This is a genomic window from Pseudomonas sp. P135 (assembly GCF_020312125.1).
Taxonomy (GTDB): Bacteria; Pseudomonadota; Gammaproteobacteria; order Pseudomonadales; family Pseudomonadaceae; genus Aquipseudomonas; species Aquipseudomonas fragariae.
The window spans coordinates 256724-277411 of record NZ_JAGPYR010000001.1 but is presented as its reverse complement, the minus strand read 5'-3'; the positions used below and the strand labels follow the sequence as shown (position 1 = coordinate 277411).

General features: G+C 60.6%; 20 protein-coding genes and 3 tRNA genes. All 23 read left to right on the top strand.

Annotated features, from left to right (window positions below):
• Positions 1–4 precede the first annotated feature (4 nt).
• A complete protein-coding gene (gene tmk / locus KBY08_RS01125; protein WP_024639326.1) occupies positions 5–637 on the top strand; it encodes a dTMP kinase in 633 nt (210 codons plus the stop codon).
• Positions 630–1616, top strand: coding sequence for a DNA polymerase III subunit delta' (locus tag KBY08_RS01120; protein WP_024643099.1), 987 nt, complete (start codon positions 630–632; stop codon positions 1614–1616). The genes tmk and KBY08_RS01120 overlap by 8 nt, the downstream gene beginning before the upstream one ends.
• Before the next feature lie 34 nt (positions 1617–1650).
• Complete coding sequence (locus tag KBY08_RS01115) at positions 1651–2007, top strand: PilZ domain-containing protein (RefSeq protein ID WP_003409617.1); 357 nt, start codon at positions 1651–1653, stop codon at positions 2005–2007.
• Between the two features lie 14 nt (positions 2008–2021).
• Positions 2022–2807, top strand: coding sequence for a TatD family hydrolase (locus KBY08_RS01110; RefSeq protein WP_004408301.1), 786 nt, complete (start codon positions 2022–2024; stop codon positions 2805–2807).
• Positions 2808–3111: 304 nt separating this feature from the next.
• The gene (locus tag KBY08_RS01105) at positions 3112–3765 is read left to right on the top strand and encodes a LysE family translocator (RefSeq protein ID WP_024643097.1); all 654 of its coding nucleotides are present in this window, start codon (positions 3112–3114) and stop codon (positions 3763–3765) included.
• A gap of 146 nt (positions 3766–3911) precedes the next feature.
• Positions 3912–4574 carry a TetR/AcrR family transcriptional regulator gene (locus KBY08_RS01100; RefSeq protein WP_003368424.1) on the top strand — a complete coding sequence of 221 codons (663 nt, stop codon included), beginning with the start codon at positions 3912–3914 and terminating at the stop codon, positions 4572–4574.
• A 123-nt stretch (positions 4575–4697) separates the two neighbouring features.
• Complete coding sequence (locus KBY08_RS01095) at positions 4698–5300, top strand: DUF4823 domain-containing protein (protein WP_024643096.1); 603 nt, start codon at positions 4698–4700, stop codon at positions 5298–5300.
• A gap of 21 nt (positions 5301–5321) precedes the next feature.
• On the top strand, positions 5322–5882 hold the full coding sequence (locus tag KBY08_RS01090) for a DUF1285 domain-containing protein (protein WP_024639330.1): 561 nt from the start codon (positions 5322–5324) through the stop codon (positions 5880–5882).
• Between the two features lie 85 nt (positions 5883–5967).
• Positions 5968–6981 carry an aspartate-semialdehyde dehydrogenase gene (locus KBY08_RS01085; protein ID WP_024643095.1) on the top strand — a complete coding sequence of 338 codons (1014 nt, stop codon included), beginning with the start codon at positions 5968–5970 and terminating at the stop codon, positions 6979–6981.
• A 109-nt stretch (positions 6982–7090) separates the two neighbouring features.
• Complete coding sequence (locus KBY08_RS01080; protein ID WP_104653233.1) at positions 7091–9925, top strand: FimV/HubP family polar landmark protein; 2835 nt, start codon at positions 7091–7093, stop codon at positions 9923–9925.
• 159 nt (positions 9926–10084) lie between these two features.
• Positions 10085–10909: a tRNA pseudouridine(38-40) synthase TruA gene (gene truA, locus KBY08_RS01075; RefSeq protein WP_004408281.1), complete on the top strand. Its 825-nt coding sequence runs from the start codon at positions 10085–10087 to the stop codon at positions 10907–10909.
• Positions 10910–10970: 61 nt separating this feature from the next.
• Positions 10971–11591, top strand: a complete 621-nt coding sequence (locus KBY08_RS01070; RefSeq protein WP_004408280.1) for a phosphoribosylanthranilate isomerase — start codon at positions 10971–10973, stop codon at positions 11589–11591.
• Between the two features lie 252 nt (positions 11592–11843).
• Positions 11844–12764, top strand: a complete 921-nt coding sequence (gene accD / locus KBY08_RS01065; protein ID WP_060400740.1) for an acetyl-CoA carboxylase, carboxyltransferase subunit beta — start codon at positions 11844–11846, stop codon at positions 12762–12764.
• Positions 12761–14065 (top strand): bifunctional tetrahydrofolate synthase/dihydrofolate synthase, encoded by a 1305-nt coding sequence (folC, locus tag KBY08_RS01060; RefSeq protein ID WP_060400739.1) that lies wholly within the window; start codon positions 12761–12763, stop codon positions 14063–14065. Before accD ends, folC begins: the two co-directional genes overlap by 4 nt.
• Positions 14049–14717, top strand: a complete 669-nt coding sequence (locus KBY08_RS01055) for an SPOR domain-containing protein (protein WP_104723805.1) — start codon at positions 14049–14051, stop codon at positions 14715–14717. The genes folC and KBY08_RS01055 overlap by 17 nt, the downstream gene beginning before the upstream one ends.
• Positions 14718–14835: 118 nt before the next feature.
• Positions 14836–15423, top strand: a complete 588-nt coding sequence (locus KBY08_RS01050) for a CvpA family protein (RefSeq protein WP_003318487.1) — start codon at positions 14836–14838, stop codon at positions 15421–15423.
• Between the two features lie 12 nt (positions 15424–15435).
• Positions 15436–16944 carry an amidophosphoribosyltransferase gene (gene purF, locus KBY08_RS01045; protein ID WP_003347797.1) on the top strand — a complete coding sequence of 503 codons (1509 nt, stop codon included), beginning with the start codon at positions 15436–15438 and terminating at the stop codon, positions 16942–16944.
• Between the two features lie 20 nt (positions 16945–16964).
• Positions 16965–18176, top strand: coding sequence for an O-succinylhomoserine sulfhydrylase (locus KBY08_RS01040; protein ID WP_024651322.1), 1212 nt, complete (start codon positions 16965–16967; stop codon positions 18174–18176).
• Positions 18177–18226: 50 nt separating this feature from the next.
• Entirely contained in the window at positions 18227–18991 is a 765-nt protein-coding gene (locus tag KBY08_RS01035) for an SDR family oxidoreductase (RefSeq protein ID WP_153221455.1), read from the top strand.
• A gap of 150 nt (positions 18992–19141) precedes the next feature.
• A tRNA-Val gene (locus KBY08_RS01030) sits at positions 19142–19217 on the top strand.
• 79 nt (positions 19218–19296) lie between these two features.
• Positions 19297–19373: transfer RNA gene (locus KBY08_RS01025), tRNA-Asp, on the top strand.
• A 115-nt stretch (positions 19374–19488) separates the two neighbouring features.
• A tRNA-Asp gene (locus tag KBY08_RS01020) sits at positions 19489–19565 on the top strand.
• 235 nt (positions 19566–19800) lie between these two features.
• Positions 19801–20625, top strand: coding sequence for a DUF2242 domain-containing protein (locus KBY08_RS01015; RefSeq protein WP_054092366.1), 825 nt, complete (start codon positions 19801–19803; stop codon positions 20623–20625).
• Positions 20626–20688: the final 63 nt, after the last annotated feature.

The window sequence follows — 20688 nt, the reverse complement described above, 5'->3', positions numbered from 1 at the left end:
ACCTGTGACTGGCTTGTTTATCACTCTTGAAGGCCCGGAAGGTGCAGGCAAAAGTACCAACCGTGACTACCTGGCGGCGCAATTGCGTGCGCAGGGTGTTCAGGTACTGCTGACCCGCGAGCCGGGTGGTACTCCGCTGGCCGAGCGTATTCGCGAGCTGTTGCTGGCGCCCAGCGACGAGGCCATGAGCGCCGACACCGAGCTGCTGCTGGTGTTTGCGGCGCGTGCACAGCATTTGGCCGAAGTCATTCGTCCAGCGCTGGCGCGTGGCGAGGTGGTGCTCTGTGATCGGTTTACCGATGCGACCTACGCCTATCAGGGCGGCGGCCGCGGCCTGTCCCATCAGCGTATTGCAGCGCTGGAACAGTTCGTTCAAGGCGACCTGCGCCCTGACCTGACGCTGGTCTTCGACCTGCCGGTGGAGATCGGTCTGTCACGCGCCGCTGCACGCGGTCGGCTGGATCGCTTCGAGCAGGAAGGCAGAGCTTTCTTCGACGCTGTGCGCAGCACCTATCTGGAACGGGCCAGGGCCGAGCCTGCGCGCTATCGCCTGGTAGACGCCGCACAGACTCTGGCCGACGTTCAGGCTTGCCTCGACACCTTGCTGCCTCAGTTGCTGGAGCTGCAACGTGGCTGAAGCCTACCCCTGGCAGGCGTCGCTCTGGCAGCAGATGGCCGGTCGCGCCCAGCACGCTCACGCCTATCTGCTGCACGGGCCGGCGGGTATCGGCAAGCGCGCTCTGGCTGAACGACTGATGGCCAGCCTGTTGTGCAAGACCCCTGAAGGGCTTGATGCCTGCGGACACTGCAAGTCCTGTCTGCTGCTGGCGGCTGGCAGCCACCCTGACAATTATGTGCTCGAGCCGGAAGAGGCGGACAAGCCGATCAAGGTCGATCAGGTGCGTGATCTGGTCAGTTTTGTGGTGCAGACCGCTCAGATGGGCGGGCGCAAGGTGGTGCTCGTCGAGCCTGTGGAAGCGATGAATACCAACGCGGCCAATGCGTTGCTGAAAAGTCTGGAAGAGCCTTCAGGCAATACCGTTCTGTTGCTGGTCAGTCATCAACCGAGCCGCTTGCTGCCAACGGTCAAGAGCCGTTGTGTGCAGCAGGCGTGCCCGTTGCCCGGCGAACAGATGAGCCTCGACTGGCTGAGCGGCGCATTGCCCGATTGCACGCAGGACGAACGCTTCGAGTTGCTGACGCTGGCCGCCGGATCGCCGCTGGCTGCGGTGGCGCTGCACACGCAGGGCGTTCGCGAACAGCGCGCGCTGGTGGTCGACGGCGTCAAGAAGCTGCTCAAGCAACAACAGTCGGCTACCCAGCTGGCCGAGGGCTGGAAGGATATTCCGCTGTTACTGCTGTTCGACTGGTTCTGTGACTGGTCGCACCTGATCCTGCGCTATCAGATGACCCAGGACGAGGAAGGCCTTGGCCTGGGTGACATGCGCAAGGTCATTCAATACCTGGCGCAAAAATCTTCTTGCGCCAAAGTGCTGGAAATTCAGGACTGGATTCTGGCGCAGCGCCAGAAAGTCATGTCCAAGGCCAACCTCAATCGGGTGTTGCTGCTTGAAGCGTTATTGGTGCAGTGGGCAGGCCTGCCGGGACAGGCGTAGACTCTGCGTTATCCGGAACCGTTGAGGTGTTGTCATGAGTCTGCCGCCGAGCACAGGTCCACGTAATGGCATTCTGTCCCTGACCATCAAGGACAAATCCGTTCTTTACGCTGCTTATATGCCGTTCATTAGAAACGGCGGGCTGTTCATTCCGACCAGCAAAAGCTACAAGCTGGGCGATGAAGTGTTCATGCTGCTCAATCTGATGGACGAACCGGAGAAGGTTCCGGTTGCCGGCCGCGTGGCCTGGATCACGCCAAAAGGCGCACAGGGCAATCGCACCGCTGGCGTTGGCGTGCAGTTCAATGACGGCGACAACACCGCCCGCAATCTGATCGAAACTCACCTGGTCGGCGCTCTCAAGTCCGATCGTCCAACCCATACGATGTAGTTGTGTTTTAAGCCATGCTTGTAGATTCCCATTGTCACCTCGATCGCCTTGACCTTGCCCAGCACGACGGCTCTCTGGATGCAGCCCTCGACGCCGCGCGCGGCAGAGGGGTCGGGCATTTTCTCTGCATCGGTGTCAGCGCCGACAATGCGGGGGCGGTCAAGGCACTCGCCGAACGCTACGCGGATGTCGATTGCTCGGTGGGCATTCATCCGCTGGACGTGAAGCCCGGCGAAATGCCGCCCCTGGACTGGTTGCTCAAGGAACTCGATCACCCGCGGGTGGTGGCCATTGGCGAGACCGGTCTGGATTATCACTACGAACCTGAAGCGGCCGAGATTCAACAAGCGTCTTTCCGTGTTCACCTCGAGGCGGCCAGAATCACTGAAAAACCGGTGGTCATCCACACTCGGGGCGCACGTGCCGATACGCTCAGCCTGCTGCGTGAGGCTGCCTTGCCCCACGCCGGTGTCCTGCACTGTTTCACCGAGGACTGGGAGATGGCCAAGGCCGCGCTGGACCTGGGGTACTACATTTCGCTGTCCGGCATCGTGACGTTTCGTAATGCCGATGCCCTGCGCGACGTTGCAAGGCAGGTGCCCGCCGATCGTCTGCTGGTCGAGACCGATTCCCCGTACCTCGCGCCGATCCCTTACCGGGGCAAGCCGAACCTGCCCCAGTACGTACGTGAGGTTGCCGAGTTTCTGGCAATGCTGCGAGGCGAGTCCTACGAGCACTTTGCCGAGCAGACCACCGCCAACTTTGCCCGCCTGTTTCCGCTGGCGCACGTTCAGCGCTGACGGATGCTCAAATCCGCGGGCAGACAAATCGCAGGCAAAAAAAACCCGGATTCTGGGGGGTGAAGCCGGGTCAAGACCATTAGGAGTAAAACAAAGGCGCGCGAGTCCTTTGGCACCTCTACTGCCGAGTCATTTGGGGAATGATGACGCGTCAGCAGCTTAAGTATTGTTCAGGACGGCGTAGCGTCCAGTGTCTTTTGATCGTTTTTTAAACAGTTTTGGAATACTAAAGCCCTCCTTGAGTGCTCGATGAACACTTTGTATCGGGCGAAATGCGGGGGCGCTGCAGTCATGGAGTGGTGGGGTGGAGTTTTCCAACGGTTTTCTGCTGAGTCTGTCCTTGTGTCTGGACATTGGTCTGGCCAACATCGCCATGATCACGCTGTCCATGCAGCGCGGTTTTTCCAGGGGGCTATGGCTGGGGCTGGGAACCTGCGTCGGTGATCTGGCCTACGCAATCCTGGCGATGCTCGGCATGGCCGTGCTGCTGCAATATGAAGCCGTGCGCTACGTGCTGTGGATTGGCGGCACAGCAGTGCTGGCCTGGTTCTGCTTCAGGATGATCATGAGTGCCACTACCGTCAGCACCGGTCTCGACAGTCAGAAGGTTGAATCGGAAAAATCCAGCCTGGCGCTGTTCCTGCGCGGGATCTTTCTGGCGATGTCCTCGCCCAGCGCCATCCTCTGGTTCGCCGCAGTCGGCGGGGCGCTGATTGCCCGGCAAGGCTCTGATCTTGTCAGCGCTTCGACCTTTCTCGCCGGGTTCGTCGCTGCGGGCGTGGTCTGGTCGATCTCGCTGTGTGCGCTGGCTCATCAGGGTGGGCGATTCATGGGCGAACGAATGTTGCGCTGGTCATACATTGCCTCGGCGCTGATCTTTGCCTACTTCACGTTGTATGTGGTGATCACGGGTTATCTGGAGTTTGTCGTTGCCTCTCCAGCGTTGCCAGCGCACTAGGTTGCCACCGCACTGGAACGGTATCGGGCGCCCGGGCTGACCGGTGCGAATCGTTCATGCAGGTCGACAAGTATGGATGAACCGTGCAATTTAGCGCCGATTGGGCATAATACCCGGCTTCGATTTCGATCCTGACAGACCTCTCTATGCAGAAAGAACCTCGTAAGGTCCGTGAATTTCGCCGCCGTGAGCAGGAAATTCTCGACACCGCGCTAAAGCTGTTTCTCGAGCAAGGCGAAGACAGCGTCACTGTCGAGATGATCGCGGACGCCGTCGGCATTGGCAAAGGCACCATCTACAAGCACTTCAAGTCCAAGGCGGAAATCTACCTGCGCCTGATGCTCGACTACGAGCGGGACCTGAACGAGCTGCTGCATTCGGCCGACGTCGACAAGGACAAGGAATCGCTCTCGCGCGCCTACTTTGAATTCCGTATGCGTGACCCGCAGCGCTATCGTCTGTTCGACCGTCTGGAAGAGAAGGTGGTCAAGGGCAATCAGGTGCCTGAGCTGGTCGAAGAGCTGCACAAGATCCGCGCCTCCAACTTCGAACACCTGACGCTGCTGATCAAAGGCCGCATCAGCGAAGGCAAGCTCGAAGATGTCCCGCCTTACTACCATTACTGCGCTGCCTGGGCGCTGGTACATGGCGCCGTTGCGCTGTATCACTCGCCGTTCTGGAGCAACGTGCTGGAAGACCAGGAAGGCTTCTTCCACTTTCTCATGGACATCGGCGTACGCATGGGCAACAAGCGCAAGCGCGACGGCGACGTCAGCGCCGAACCCACGCCAGATCCCGCCGCCGAATAACGCGCCGCCCCGGTCTTGAGCATCAGCTTAAAGGCTTTGGCGTCGGCTGCGCCAGAGATGGCGCGGAAGCTGCATCCGACGACCATTCGCCGGTTTTCCGTCACCGGTATTTGGGAGGGGATAATGCGTAGCCTGGTTATGCTGCTCGCGCTTCTGGCGTTGAGTGGCTGCATGAAAGTCAGTGACATGGGCGAAGGTGTTCGCGAGCAATTCAGCGATGCGGGTCTGCTTGACCATAGCGAAACCCGTCGTACTGCCAACTGGCGCGTGCAGCCTGACTCGTTCATTTACATCGCTCAGGGCGCCTTCGTACCGCCGGGCAACGCCTATCCGCGGCCTAACGTGGTGGCTGAAGAAGCCTTCAAGGGCTTTATCGAGTACTTCCCGATGGTCCGTCGTGCCCGCGGCCCGCTCGGGCTGGATGAAGCCATGGTCGAGGCGCGTGCTGCGGGCGCGCATTATTTGCTCTATGCACGTTTCGCCAAGGCTGACGACCGCATCGGCAATGTCGATCAATGGGCCGATCAGGAAGCGGTGGACCGTCTGGGTGTCGACAGCGGTGTCATTCAGCTGATGCTGATCGAGACCGGGACCCGTTACCTGATCGACAGCGCACGCATTCGCAGCCGTGGCGGATTGCTGACGCTTTACGACAAAAGCCCCGAGGATTTGCTGGGTCCGCCGCTTGAGGACTACGCTCGTACCTTATTGGGTGTCGAACGCTAGGGCCCGCATCAGGAGAATGGAGTGACCGATTCAAACAAGGCGGGTGATCTGTTCGCGCAGATCCCCAAAACCAAAGGGTTGCCGCCTGTTCATTTGTGGAATCCGGACTTCTGCGGCGATATCGACATGCGTATCGCCCGCGACGGTACCTGGTATTACCTGGGCACGCCGATCGGCCGCAAACCGATGGTTCGGTTGTTCTCGACCATCATGCGCCGTGACGGCGATGACTATTTCCTGATCACTCCCGTCGAAAAGGTCGGCATCACGGTGGATGACGCGCCTTTTGTCGCCGTCAGCCTTGAGGTGCTGGGGGAGGGCGAGTGCCAGGTGTTGCGCTTTCTGACCAATGTAGAGGATCAGAGCGAAGCGGGACCGGAACACCCTTTGCGGGTTGTCACCGACCCTGATACCCAGGAACCGGCGCCGTACATTCACGTGCGGAGCAATCTGGAAGCGCTGATTCACCGCAATGTTTTCTATCAGTTGGTCGAGCTGGCCGTTTCCCGCGATATGGACGGACAGCGCTGGCTGGGCGTCTGGAGCCATGGCGTGTTCTTCCCGATAGGGCTCGAGCCTTGAAATACACACCTGATTGCCGGCTTGAATTGCCTGTCGGCAATGCGGCGGTTAAAGTGCCGCTCCCTGATTTTCCTGAGGTTTTTGCATGAGCCAGTCCTTTGATATCGCCGTAGTCGGCGCAACCGGTACTGTCGGCGAAACCGTTGTGCAGGTTCTGGAGGAGCGCAATTTTCCGGTGGGCAATCTGTACCTGCTGGCCAGCATCGAGTCCGCAGGCCACTCGGTGCCGTTTCGAGGCAAGAATGTGCGCGTACGTGAAGTCGACGAATTCGATTTCAGCACGGTGCGCATGGCGTTTTTCGCTGCGGGGCCTGCGGTCAGTCGCAGTCACGCCGAAAAGGCGGTAGCGGCGGGGTGCACGGTCATCGACCTGTCGGGGACATTTACCTCAACCCAGGCGCCGAATGTGGTGCCGGAAATAAATGCTACGCTTTTGCACAGCCGTGGCGTCGCTCCTTGTCTGGTTGCCAGCCCAAGTGCTTCTGCCACTGCGGTTGCCCTGGCTCTGGCGCCGTTGCGCTGCCTGATCGATATCCAGTCGGTGACGGTAACGGCGTGTCTGGCGGTATCGGCACTGGGGCGTGAAGGCGTCAGTGAGCTGGCACGTCAGACCACCGAGCTGTTGAATGTCCGTCCGCTGGAAACCCGGTTTTTTGATCGCCAGATGGCGTTCAACCTGCTGGCTCAAGTGGGGACTCCAGATGCGTCGGGGCACCTGCCGCTGGAAAGGCGTCTGGTCGAAGAATTGCGCGAACTGCTGGCGCTGCCATCGCTCAAAGTGTCTGCGACCTGCATTCAGGTACCGGTGTTCTTTGGTGACAGCTTCACTGTAGCGCTGCGCACGGCCGGAGCGGTCGACGTGGCGGCGGTCAACGCTGCACTCGAGTCTGCAGACGGGGTCGAACTGGTCGATGCGGGGGATTACCCTACGCCGGTGGGCGATGCGGTGGGCCAGGACGTGGTTTATGTGGGACGCGTCAGGACGGGAACCGACGATTCCGAGCAGCTCAATCTGTGGCTGACCTCGGATAATGTGCGCAAAGGCGCTGCGCTCAACGCTGTGCAGGTTGGCGAATTGTTGATAAAAGACTATGTGTAAAAGATACTTGGCAACAATTTGAATAATTGTTTTAGCGGCGATACGCCTTACACCCAAATGCAGGACTACCTCCCCGGATCTCGGGGAATCTTTAAACAAGGGATGGGCTATGGTTCAGGTTCGTAAACTGGTATTAGCAATCGCTGCGGCATCAGCGCTGTCATCGGGTATGGCGCAGGCGCTGGGGCTCGGGGAATTGTCGGTCAAGTCGACCCTGAATCAGCCATTGGTAGCGGAAATCGAGTTGACCGAGGCGCAGGGGCTCAACGCAACGCAAGTTGTGCCCAGCCTGGCCACCACGGCCGACTTCGCGCAGGCGGGTGTGACCCGTCAGGCATTTCTCAACGATCTCACCTTTACCCCGGTTATCAATGCCAGCGGTAAAAGTGTCCTGCGCATTACATCCAGCAAGCCGGTGCGCGAGCCTTATGTGAAGTTTCTGGTTCAGGTGCTCTGGCCCAATGGCCGGTTGCTGCGTGAATACAGCCTTCTGCTCGATCCGCCGAAATTCTCTCCCGAGGCAGCCGCTGCGGCCGCTGCCCCGGCCCCCGCTGCCGCGCCCGCCGCGCCTGCGCAACTGGCAACGGTAGCCCCTTCGGCAGAAGCGCCGGCAGCCGAGGCACCAGCGCCGGCACCGGCTGCCAACCCAGCCGCAGTGCCGCCGCCAGCCGCCGACAAGCAGTCGCAGTACGTCACCGCCAATAACGACACCTTGTGGGAAATTGCTGCGAAGGTGCGTACGGGCGGGACTGTCCAGCAAACCATGCTGGCGATTCAGGCGTTGAACCCGGATGCGTTCATTGGTGGCAACATCAACCGTCTGAAAAAGGGGCAGGTGCTGCGTCTTCCAACGCCGCAACAGACCACCGCGCTGCCGCAATCACAGGCAGTGGCAGAAGTTTCCCGCCAATACAGCGCCTGGCGTGAAGGTCGCCGTCTGCCGGCCGGTACCCGTCAGGTCGATGCTACCCGTCGTGACCGTGCGGGTGCGGCGCCTTCTAAAGTTGATACCTCCGACAACCTCAGCCTGGTTTCGGCAAGCGGCAAGCCTGCGGCGAAAGGTGCGGCGGGCGACGGTGACCTTGGCAACAAGCTGGCCGTGGCTCAGGAAGCGCTGGATACCACACGTCGCGACAATGCCGAGCTGAAAAGCCGCATGAACGACCTGCAAAGCCAGCTCGACAAGTTGCAGCGTCTGGTCGAGTTGAAAAACGGTCAGTTGGCCAAGATGCAGGCCGCTGGCGCCGCCGTGCCTCCTCCTGCCGCCACTCCTGATGCCGCGACGCCTGCCAATGCGGCAGTGCCTGCCTCGCTGGTCGACGCTAACGGTGCGCCGGTCAAACCGGCTGGCGAGATCGCGCCTGAAGATGCGCTGCCTGCCGGTGCTGCCGAAGTTGCGACGCCGGCGCCAGAGCAGCCGCTGGCGGTGGAGCCGGTTGCTGCAACTGACGAGGATGAGGATGCACTGCAGAAAATCATCAACAACCCTGTGCTGCTTGGCCTGATCGGCGGTGCGGTGTTGCTGATTCTGGCCTTGCTGCTGTTGTTCCTGGCGCGTCGTCGCGCGGCGAAGGCCGAGGCCGAGAAGCACAAGCGCATGGCGCGTGCGCTGGCCGAGGAGTCTGATTTCGTCTCTGACATGGACATGAATGCACCGCCCGCCAGCTTCGACGGGCTTGATGTGCCGCCGCCCAACGTGCGTATGGGCGGCGCCGCAGCCGCCGCTGCCGGTCGTGAACGTCCTGCCGATCCGCTGGTTCAGGCCGAGATCCATATCGCTTACGGGCGTATGAATCAGGCGATCGAGTTGCTGGAAGAAGCCGTCAACGAAGACCCCAAGCGCGACGATATCCGTCTGAAACTGATGGAAATCTACGCCGAGCAGGGTAACAACAAAGCCTATGCCGCCCACGAACGTAAACTGGTGGCTGCGGGAAAGCTTGAAGCTGAGGTCGAGCAGCGGGAAGAACTTAACTCGACCATGAAGCCGGTGGCACCTGTTGCTGCGCCGCTGGCTTCTGAAGCCTCATCGGCTGCTCCTGCCGTCGCTGCAGCCGCCGCGGCGGCTACAACAGCCGCACTGGTTGCAGAGCTTGATGCCAAATATCTCGAAGAACTGCTGGCCGATGATGCGGCAGAGCAGGATGCCGAGCCTGAGCCTGAGCCCGAGCCCGAAATTGTTGCTACACCTGAACCTGAGCCGGCAGTAGTCGCGCCGCTGGCCGCAGAGCCTGTTGAAGAGGCAGACCCGTTCGATAACGATTTTGACTTGAGCCTGGACGAGTTCGAAGAACCGTCTGTGCCTGAAGTCTCTACTGTGAATGACATCGATGACCTGATGCTCGACGAGCCCAAGGTATCGGCGGTAGCCGATGACGAAGAGCTGAGCTTCGAGTCGGTCATGCAGCAGCAGGAAGAGGCCCGTGCAGCGACAACGCCGCAAGACCTTGCCGACTTCGACCTCGATCTGTCCGAGGAAGACCCGGCCCTCAAGAGCGAAGATGATTTCCTGCTCGGTCTTGGCGAGGATCCACTGGATTTGGGTGAAACCTCGCCTGTACCGCCGGTCAGTGATGACCTGGAGCTTCCAGAGGATTTCGACCTGTCGCTGGCGGACGAGATTGAGACCGATCAGGCAAGTCAGGCGTTCGCGACTGAAATCGATGACGTCAATGCCGAGCTTGAGCGTCTTTCGCAGAATCTTGAGCATCCGCCGCTCGATGAGCCGAGATTCACTGCCGAGGATGCGGCAGCGCTGGATGACGAGCCGGACTTCGACTTCATGGCCGGTACTGACGAAGCGGCGACCAAACTCGATCTGGCGCGTGCCTACATCGACATGGGCGATGCGGACGGCGCTCGGGATATTCTTGATGAGGTCGTCACCGAGGGCGATGACGGTCAGAAAAGCGAAGCGCGGGAGATGCTTTCGCGGCTGGCCTGATTCAACCCCGGCAACCTGCACACGGCCGCTTATGCGGCCGTTTGCATTTCAGATGTCCCGCTTGAGTAGCGTGTTTTTTTTGCGGCCGTATAATGGCCGACTTTTCGCGAACCGACAGGCTGTACCACTTTGGCGAATATAGATAACCCGGCCGCCGAGATGGCGGCCGAGGGCTTTTCCCGAATCGCGCTGGGCGTTGAATACAAGGGCTCGCGCTATTGCGGCTGGCAGCGTCAGGCGTCCGGCGTGCTGACCGTGCAGGAAACCCTTGAAGACGCGTTGTCAAAAGTGGCCGCGTCACCGGTTTCACTGATGTGTGCCGGTCGCACGGACGCGGGCGTGCATGCCTGCGGTCAGGTGGTGCATTTCGACACCCAGGCCGAGCGCAGCATGAAGGCCTGGGTCATGGGCGCCAATATCAATCTGCCCCATGATGTCAGTGTCACCTGGGCCAGAGTCATGCCCGCCACCTTTCATGCGCGCTTCAAGGCCATTGCCCGGCGTTATCGTTACGTGATCTACAACGATCAGATCCGTCCGGCGCACCTGAACCAGGAAATTACCTGGAACCACCGCCCGCTGGATGTCGAGCGCATGGCGCAGGCTGCCGAATATCTGGTGGGTACTCACGATTTCAGCGCCTTTCGCGCCGGTCAGTGTCAGGCCAAGTCGCCGGTCAAGCAGTTGCACCATCTGCGCGTGACCCGTCACGGCAAGATGATCGTCATTGATGTGCGCGCCAATGCCTTTCTTCATCATATGGTGCGCAATATCGCCGGTGTACTGATGACCATCGGTACCGGAGAGCGACCGATCGAGTGGGCGCGGGAGGTGCTGGAAAGCCGGATTCGGCGCACCGGTGGTGTCACGGCCCATCCTTACGGGTTGTATCTGGTCGGGGTTGAGTACCGTGATGAATTCCCGCTGCCCGAGCGCTATATCGGCCCCCATTTTCTTACGGGCTTTGCGGAATTGGACGGCTGACGATCCGGGCCGCATTTGCTAACATCCGGGACTTTCCGAAAGGCCTGAGGTTACTCACGACATGTCAGCCGTTCGCAGCAAGATCTGCGGGATTACCCGCATAGAAGATGCACTGGCTGCCGCCGAGGCAGGTGCCGACGCGATCGGCCTGGTGTTCTACCCGAAAAGCCCGCGTGCGGTGACGGTATTGCAGGCGCGTGCCATTATTGCCGCGCTGCCGCCGTTCATCACCACGGTGGGCCTGTTCGTCAATGCCAGTCGCTGCGAACTCAACGAGACACTGGATGCGGTTGCGCTGGACATGCTGCAGTTTCATGGCGATGAGACACCCGAGGAATGCGATGGGTATCATCGCCCGTACGTCAAGGCGCTGCGGGTCAAGGCCGGTGATGACATTGCCGGGGTATGCCGGACCTATCGCAATGCACGCGGCGTGCTGCTCGATACCTACGTCGAAGGTGTGCCGGGCGGTACCGGAGAAACCTTCGATTGGGCATTGATTCCGGACGACCTGGACAAGCCGGTCATTCTGGCAGGCGGGCTGACGTCGGCCAATGTGGCGCAGGCCATCGCTCAGGTCCGGCCCTATGCAGTGGATGTCAGCGGCGGCGTTGAAAAGAGCAAGGGCATCAAGGATCGGGAGAAGATCCTGGCGTTCATGAGTGCGGTGCACGGCACCTGATGTGACGGCTATTGATCGGCCGCCGTCCATAAGCCTGTCCGCGCCAAGAGGCACGCGGGTCGAATCGAGTAAGCGGTGGTGCCACTGAGCAACGCCGTCGTTGTGAAAAATCGGGGTGAGGGGTGCGCAGGTCCGGCCGTGAGTCGATCGCTATCCTTTCATCGTCGTCCATATACGAATTTATCCGAGGGCATGCGACTGGCGTTTGATTTGTCAGTCGTTCGAGCCACACCGGTACTGGAGATATAAAGCATGAGCAACTGGTTGGTAGACAAACTGATCCCATCGATCATGCGTTCCGAGGTCAAGAAGAGCTCGGTTCCCGAAGGCCTCTGGCACAAATGCCCGTCCTGTGAGGCGGTGCTGTATCGCCCTGAGCTGGAAAAGACCCTGGACGTCTGCCCCAAGTGCAACCACCACATGCGTATCGGCGCACGTCCACGACTGAACATTTTTCTGGACGTCGAAGGGCGCGAAGAGCTGGGTGCCGATCTTGAGCCGGTCGACCGTCTGAAATTCCGCGACGGCAAGAAGTACAAGGATCGCCTGACCGCTGCGCAGAAGCAGACCGGTGAAAAGGACGCGCTGATTTCCATGAGTGGCACCTTGCTGGGCATGCCGGTGGTGGCTTCGGCATTCGAATTCTCGTTCATGGGCGGTTCGATGGGGGCCATTGTCGGCGAGCGTTTCGTACGTGCCGCCAACTACGCGCTGGAAAATCGCTGTCCGTTCGTCTGCTTCGCCGCTTCCGGCGGTGCGCGGATGCAGGAAGCGCTGATCTCGCTGATGCAGATGGCCAAGACGTCTGCCGTTCTGGCGCGCCTTCGCGAAGAAGGGCTGCCGTTCATCTCGGTGCTGACCGACCCGGTCTACGGTGGCGTTTCCGCCAGCCTGGCCATGCTGGGTGACGTTATCGTCGCCGAGCCCAAGGCGCTGATCGGTTTTGCCGGTCCGCGGGTCATCGAGCAAACTGTTCGCGAGAAGCTGCCTGAAGGCTTCCAGCGCAGCGAATTCCTGCTGGATCACGGCGCTATCGACATGATCGTCTCGCGCAGCGAGCTTCGTCCGCGCCTGGGTAACCTGCTGGCACAGATGATGAACCTGCCGACCCCTCGTTTTGTCGCCCCCGTTATCGAGCCAATCGTCGTCCCGCCGGCCCCTGCGACGATATGACTTCTACGTCCCTGAGCGACTGGCTCGCTTACCTGGAGCAACTGCATCCGTCTGCCATCGACATGGGGCTGGACCGGTCTCGACAGGTGGCGCTGCAGCTGGGGCTTACCCGCCCGGCGCGCCGGGTGATCACGGTGACGGGCACCAACGGCAAGGGTTCAACCTGCGCCTTTGTCGCCGCCTTGTTGCAGGCTCAGGGCCTGAAGGTCGGTGTCTACAGTTCCCCGCATCTGATTCGCTATAACGAGCGGGTAAAGGTGCAGGGCGTCGAGGCAACCGACCTGGAGTTATGCGATGCCTTCGCTGCGGTCGAAGCGGCACGCGGCGACGTCACCCTGACTTATTTCGAAATGGGCACGCTGGCGGCATTCTGGCTGTTCGAGCAGGCCCGGCTCGATGCGGTCGTTCTGGAAGTCGGTCTGGGCGGTCGCCTGGATGCGGTCAATCTCGTCGATGCGGATATGGCGCTGGTCACCAGTATCGGGGTCGATCATGCCGAGTACCTGGGCGACACCCGTGAGTCGGTCGCCTTCGAGAAAGCCGGGATCTTTCGCGCAGGTTGTCCTGCGCTGTGCGGTGATCCGGCGCCACCCGAGCCGCTGCTGGCCAAAGCCCGGGAGCTGGGCTGTGTGTTGTTGTTGCGTGGCCGGGATTTCGATCTTTCCATAGGCGATGACAGCTGGGACTGGCGCGGTGTCGCTCACGGCGAACAGATCGAGCTGCGCGGTCTGCCGCTGCTCGACCTGCCCATGCAGAATGCAGCGCTGGCGCTTCAGGCCTTCGCCCTGCTGGGGTATCCATTGCAACCGGATGCGACAGGCAAGGTACTTGCCGAGACCCGGCTCGCCGGTCGTCTCGATCGCAGGGTCGTCAAGTGGCACGGCAAGTCGCTCAACCTGCTGCTGGATGTAGGCCATAACCCCCACGCGGCACAGTTTTTGGGGCAGCTCCTGGCGCGGCAGCCGGTTGGCGGCAAGCGTCGTGCGGTGTTTGGCCTGCTCAGCGACAAGGATCTCGACGGTGTGGTCGCGCACCTGGCGCCGGTCATTGAAGAGTGGGCCGTTGCGCCGCTTCCGACCTCGCGCAGCCGGCCGGCAGAGGAGTTGCAGACGGCCTTGCAGAACCTTGGGGCCCGCGTGACGTCCTATCAGAGTATCGCGTTGGCGCTGGAAGCTCAGTGCGCGCATGCCACGCCCGATGACGAGATTCTGCTGTTCGGTTCATTTTACTGTGTTGCCGAGGCCCTTGAATGGTTGGCCCGGTACACCGATGAGGACGCTGCAAATGGCTTTGCTGGATAACGTATTCAAGCAGCGAATGGTGGGAGCACTGGTGCTGATCGCCGTGGCGGTCATTTTCCTGCCCATGCTTTTCACGCGTGAAGATGAAACACGTCAGGTGCAGGTCGAGGCCCCAGCCGCGCCCCAGGCGCCCGCGGCTTCGCAGGTGCGGGTCGATCCGGTGCCTGTTCCTGAGCCTCAGGTTCTGCCTCAGGAGCCTGTGCCGGGTGACGATGACATGAGCAGCAGCCAGCCGCCTTCCATGCCGATCGCGCCTGCGCCGACCGCCCAGACCGCACCTGCCGCTCCGGCCTCCAAAGCAGCTGCCAAACCGGCACCTGCACCTGCACCTGCACCGGCGACAGCGGCTGCACCTGCGGCCCCCGCGGCCCCCGCCAAACCTGCGGCACCTGCTGGCGTCGACGCCAACGGCCTGTCGATCAGCTGGTCGGTGCAGTTGGCGAGCATGTCCAATCGTGCGAATGCCGACAATCTGCAAAAAACGCTGCGCACCCAGGGCTACAATGCCTACATTCGCACCGCTGATGGTGTGAACCGGGTGTTTGTCGGCCCGCTCATCGAGCGCGCCGAGGCCGATCGTCTGCGTGATCAGCTCGACAAGCAGCAAAAGCTCAAGGGTATTGTGGTGCGCTTTCAGCCCGAGCGCGGTTGACCGTTCGGCACCTGGTGCCCCTGGCACAAAGGAAAATGCCTCGCGCCGGTAATCGCTGCTTACCGGCAGGCGGGCGCTCTGCTAAAATGCGCCGCCTTATCCGTCTGCAGGCTGCAACGTGCCATTTACTCCGGTTGACTGGGCAATTCTCGGAATTGTCGCCATCTCCGCCCTGATCAGTCTGAAGCGCGGCTTCGTAAAAGAAGCACTGTCGTTGACGACGTGGATCATTGCAGGTGTTGTGGCCTGGATGTTTGGCGCAGGGCTGTCGCAGTATCTGGTCAATTACATAGAAACACCTTCGGCCCGCGTGATCGCGAGCTGTACCATTCTTTTTGTCGCCACCCTGCTGGTAGGCGCCATGGTCAATTTTCTGATAGGCGAGCTGATTCGCGTCACCGGGCTTTCCGGGACCGATCGTTTTCTCGGCATGGTCTTCGGCGCAGCGCGCGGAGGCCTGCTTGTCGTTGTGGCGGTAGGGCTGTTGAGCCTGGGGCCGGTGCAACAGGATCAATGGTGGCAGCAGTCCAGGCTGGTGCCGCAATTTCTCATGGTCGCTGACTGGTCGAAAAACCTGATTCTCGGGATGTCCAGCAAGTGGCTCGCCAGCGGCATCAGCGTACCCGCTGACATGCCGTTCAAGGAACAGATCCTGCCGTCTACAATGCCGCAGGATGTGCTCGGTAAATCCAGTTCCACTAAGTAGGGGTTGTGTCGCATGTGTGGCATCGTCGGTATCGTCGGCAAGTCGAACGTCAATCAGGCGCTGTATGACGCGCTTACCGTCCTCCAGCACCGCGGCCAGGACGCTGCCGGTATCGTAACCAGCCATGATGGCCGGTTATTCCTGCGCAAGGACAACGGATTGGTGCGCGATGTGTTTCATCAACGTCATATGCAGCGTCTGGTCGGGCATATGGGCATCGGTCATGTGCGTTACCCCACCGCGGGCAGCTCGACGTCGGCCGAGGCTCAGCCGTTCTACGTCAACTCGCCTTACGGCATCACGCTGGCGCACAACGGCAACCTCACCAACGTCGAGCAGTTGGCCAAGGAAATTTACGAGTCCGACCTGCGCCATGTGAACACCAATTCCGATTCGGAAGTGCTGCTCAACGTGTTCGCCCATGAACTGGCCGTGCGTGGCAAGTTGCAGCCAACCGAAGAGGATATCTTCGCGGCCGTGACCGACGTGCACAATCGCTGCCGCGGTGGTTATGCGGTCGTGGCCATGATCACCGGCTACGGTATCGTCGGCTTCCGTGACCCGGACGCCATTCGGCCTATCGTGTTCGGCCAGCGTCACACCGACGAAGGTGTCGAGTACATGATCGCCTCGGAAAGCGTATCGCTGGACGTGCTGGGCTTTACCCTGATTCGCGACCTTGCACCGGGCGAAGCGGTCTACATCACCGAAGACGGCAAGCTGCACACCCGTCAATGCGCGGCCAACCCCAAGTACGCACCGTGCATCTTCGAGCACGTCTATCTGGCGCGCCCGGATTCGATCATCGACGGCATCTCGGTCTACAAGGCGCGCCTGCGCATGGGCGAGAAGCTGGCCGACAAGATCCTGCGCGAGCGTCCGGATCACGATATCGACGTGGTCATCCCGATTCCGGACACCAGCCGTACTGCGGCGCTGGAGCTGGCCAACCATCTGGGCGTCAAGTTCCGCGAAGGCTTCGTCAAGAACCGTTACATCGGCCGGACCTTCATCATGCCGGGCCAGGCTGCGCGCAAGAAATCCGTACGCCAGAAGCTCAACGCCATCGAGCTGGAGTTCCGCGGCAAGAACGTGATGCTGGTGGATGACTCCATCGTACGCGGCACGACCTGCAAGCAGATCATCCAGATGGCCCGCGAAGCCGGTGCCAAGAATGTCTACTTCTGTTCTGCAGCCCCGGCTGTGCGCTACCCCAACGTCTACGGCATCGACATGCCGAGTGCTCACGAGCTGATTGCCCACAACCGCACCACGCAGGACGTGGCCGACCTCATCGGTGCCGACTGGCTGGTCTATCAGGATCTGAATGACCTGATCGAAGCGGTCAGCGGCAGCAAGAAAATCAAGATCGACAACTTCGATTGCTCGGTTTTCGACGGCAAGTACGTGACCGGCGACATCGACGAGCATTATTTGAACCGGATCGAGAGCGCGCGTAATGACGCCTCCAAGATCAAGACTCAGGCAGTGAGCGCGATCATCGATCTGTACAACAACTAATTGGGCAAGGAGTGGGCGGCATGACTCAGGAATGGGATGCAGGTCGGCTGGACAGCGACCTTGAAGGCGTAGGTTTCGATACCCTAGCCGTACGTGCCGGGCATCACCGCACACCGGAAGGAGAGCATGGCGAGCCCATGTTCTTCACCTCCAGTTACGTATTTCGCACCGCCGCCGACGCGGCTGCGCGTTTCTCCGGTGAGGTGCCGGGCAACGTCTACTCGCGTTACACCAACCCGACGGTGCGTTCGTTCGAAGAGCGCATTGCCGCACTGGAAGGTGCCGAGCAGGCCGTCGCTACGGCGACCGGCATGGCGGCAACCCTGGCCGTGGTGATGAGCCTGTGCAGCGCCGGTGATCATGTGCTGGTGTCACGCAGCGTTTTCGGCTCGACCATCAGCCTGTTCGACAAGTACTTCAAGCGCTTTGGTGTCGAGGTGGATTACGTTCCTCTCGCAGAGCTGAGCGGCTGGGACGCGGCGATCAAGCCCAACACCAAAATGCTCTTCGTCGAATCGCCGTCCAATCCCCTGGCTGAACTGGTCGACATCGCGGCGCTGGCCGAGATCGCCCACGCCAAGGGCGCGATGCTGATCGTCGACAACTGTTTCTGCACGCCGGCCTTGCAGCAGCCGCTGTTGCTGGGCGCTGATATTGTCGTGCATTCGGCCACCAAGTTCATCGATGGCCAGGGCCGTTGCATGGGCGGTGTGGTTGCCGGGCGCAGCGAGCATATGAAAGAAGTGGTCGGCTTCCTGCGTACTGCCGGGCCAACCCTCAGCCCGTTCAACGCGTGGATCTTCCTCAAGGGCCTCGAAACCCTGAACCTGCGCATGCGCGCTCACTGTGCCAATGCCCAGGCGCTGGCCGAGTGGCTCGAGCAGCAGGACGGCATCGAAAAAGTCCATTACGCCGGACTGAAGAGTCACCCGCAGCACGAGCTGGCCCAGCGTCAGCAAAAGGGTTTCGGCGCGGTGGTGAGCTTCGAGGTCAAGGGCGGCAAGGACGGCGCATGGCGTTTTATCGATGCCACGCGACTGATTTCGATCACGGCCAACCTGGGTGACAGCAAAACCACGATCACTCACCCGAGCACCACCTCCCATGGTCGTCTGGCACCTCAGGAGCGTGAAGCCGCAGGTATTCGCGACAGCCTGATTCGGGTTGCAGTGGGGCTGGAAGACGTGGCTGACCTGCAGGCTGACCTGGCTCGTGGTCTGGCGGCGTTGTGAGTAGCGAGGCCAGCAATCCGGCCAGTGGCAAGCCGGGCGAGGAGTGGGCGTTGAAATTTGCCAGCGTCCACAACGGTCGTGTCGCTCTGGTGACCGGTGCCGCTCGCGGTATCGGGCTCGGCATTGCAGCGTGGCTGATTGCCGAAGGCTGGCAAGTGGTGCTGACCGATCTGGATCGTGCGCGTGGCTCGAAAGTGGCTGGTGCGCTGGGTGAAAATGCCCTGTTCATTGCCATGGACGTTGCCAGTGAAGAGCAGGTCGCAGCGGGCGTGGCCGAGGTGCTTCGGCAGTTCGGTCGTCTCGATGCGCTGGTGTGCAACGCTGCGATCGCCGACCCGCATAACACGACGCTGGAAAGCCTTGAGCTGTCGCACTGGAACCGTGTGCTGGCAGTCAACCTCGGCGGTCCGATGCTGCTGGCCAAGCATTGTGCGCCATACCTGCGTGCGCATTGCGGCAGCATCGTCAACCTGACCTCCACACGCTCTCGCCAGTCGGAGGCCGATACCGAAGCTTATGCAGCCAGCAAGGGCGGTCTTATGGCGCTGACACATGCGCTGGCGATCAGCCTGGGGCCGGAGATTCGTGTCAACGCTGTCAGCCCTGGCTGGATCGACGCGCGTGACCCCTCGTTGCGCAGAGCCGAGCCGTTGTCCGAGACCGATCATGCCCAGCACCCGGCCGGCAGGGTAGGGACGGTGGAGGATGTTGCGGCGATGGTTGCCTGGCTGTTGTCCAGAAACGCCGGTTTCGTGACCGGGCAGGAGTTCGTGGTCGACGGCGGCATGACGCGCAAGATGGTGTACGCCGAGTAGTTTGTGCGGGCGAGCTTCGATTGAGCTATTGCTTGTGCTTTTGGTGTGTGGTGAGGGTTTTGTGGTTGAGGCGGTTTTTAAAAAAACTTCAATCAGGCTATTGACTTAGGTTCGTTAGGTGCGTAAATTTCGCGGCCTCAACGAAGCAAAGGGTGATTAGCTCAGCTGGGAGAGCAGCTGCCTTACAAGCAGCGGGTCGGCGGTTCGATCCCGTCATCACCCACCATCGTTGAGTTTGAAAGCTGAAGTACGAGGGCTTTCAAAAGTGATTTTACAAAGCTTATACGGACGCAAGTCCACAATGCGCAGCGGTAGTTCAGTCGGTTAGAATACCGGCCTGTCACGCCGGGGGTCGCGGGTTCGAGTCCCGTCCGCTGCGCCATATTTGTAAAGATCGGGTTCGCCGGGTCTGCGATTGAAAAGCCCAAGGGTCTTTCAGTCACGTGTACAGGAAGCAGCCTACCCAAGGTTTGTTTCAAACAGGTTTACAGCGATACGCAGCGGTAGTTCAGTCGGTTAGAATACCGGCCTGTCACGCCGGGGGTCGCGGGTTCGAGTCCCGTCCGCTGCGCCATACACCGCTTCAAGGCCCTTGAACTCCTTGAAGCAAACAAGAAAGCGGCCCTAGGGTCGCTTTTTTGTTGTCTGCGTTTTGTGTGTCTGCGAGCCGGGGTTCGTGCGCCTGGGCATGGGTTGTATCCAAATCCTTTTGAACTGTACGTTGATCCAGCGTCGACCTTGTTGCAGACTTACCGCCATTTACCAGTTCGCAGTCTTGCTGGCAGTCTTTTCCTTCCTCAGGATTTTCGATGTTTAAGCTACTGAACGTTCGTACCGCCTTCTGGATTTCTGCCGTGTTGATGGCAGCCGGCTGTTCATCGCCCAAGCAGGCGGTTTACGATCATGAACACTTCGACGACGCTGGAACCTTCTCCCGAAGCTATCCTGCGACCGACATGGCTTACTGCGAGGCAGGGCGGCGTGCCTTGCTGAGTCAGGGCTATATCATCACCAGCAGCGATCCGAAGATGATTGCCGGCCGCAAGAGCTTCCAGCAGACCGGCGATACGCATATCGAGATCAGCTTCAATCTGGTGTGTGCCGCCGATGCGAAGGATGGCAATTCCACCATGTTTGCCAACGCCCTGCAGGACCGTTACGCGCTGAAGAAAACCAACAACTCGGCCAGCCTCGGTGTAGGCGTGCTGGGCTCCGTGTCGATGCCGATAGGCTCGACTGACGACTCGATGGTCAAGGTCGCCAGCGAGACCGTCTCGTCAGCGAAGTTCTACGAGCGCTTTTTCGGTCTGGTGGAAAACTTCCTGCCGCCTGAAGTGAAAAAGGCTGCGCATATTGTCGAGAAGCCCAAGGCCGACCTGGGTGTGCCTGACACCGCTCCCGCAGCCCCGGCGGCTCCCGCCAAGGCTGCCGCGCCTGCGAAGCTGGCGCCTGCGTCGTCAGAAAACGCGCCGAAGGCCGAGCATGCTGCCGAACCGGTTACGCCTGCTGCAAGCGAACCTGTGCCTGCGCCGTCTGAACCGGCTTCGTTCAAGACAGAAACGGTCGAAACACCGGCCGCAGAACCTGCAGAAAGTACCACTCCCACGCCAGTCGAGCCCGCCCCGGCGCAGTAAAGTTTGGTGCGGAGCGTCGGTAACGAAGCCTGTCTTGCCCACGCTCCGCGTCCTGCCCTTGTG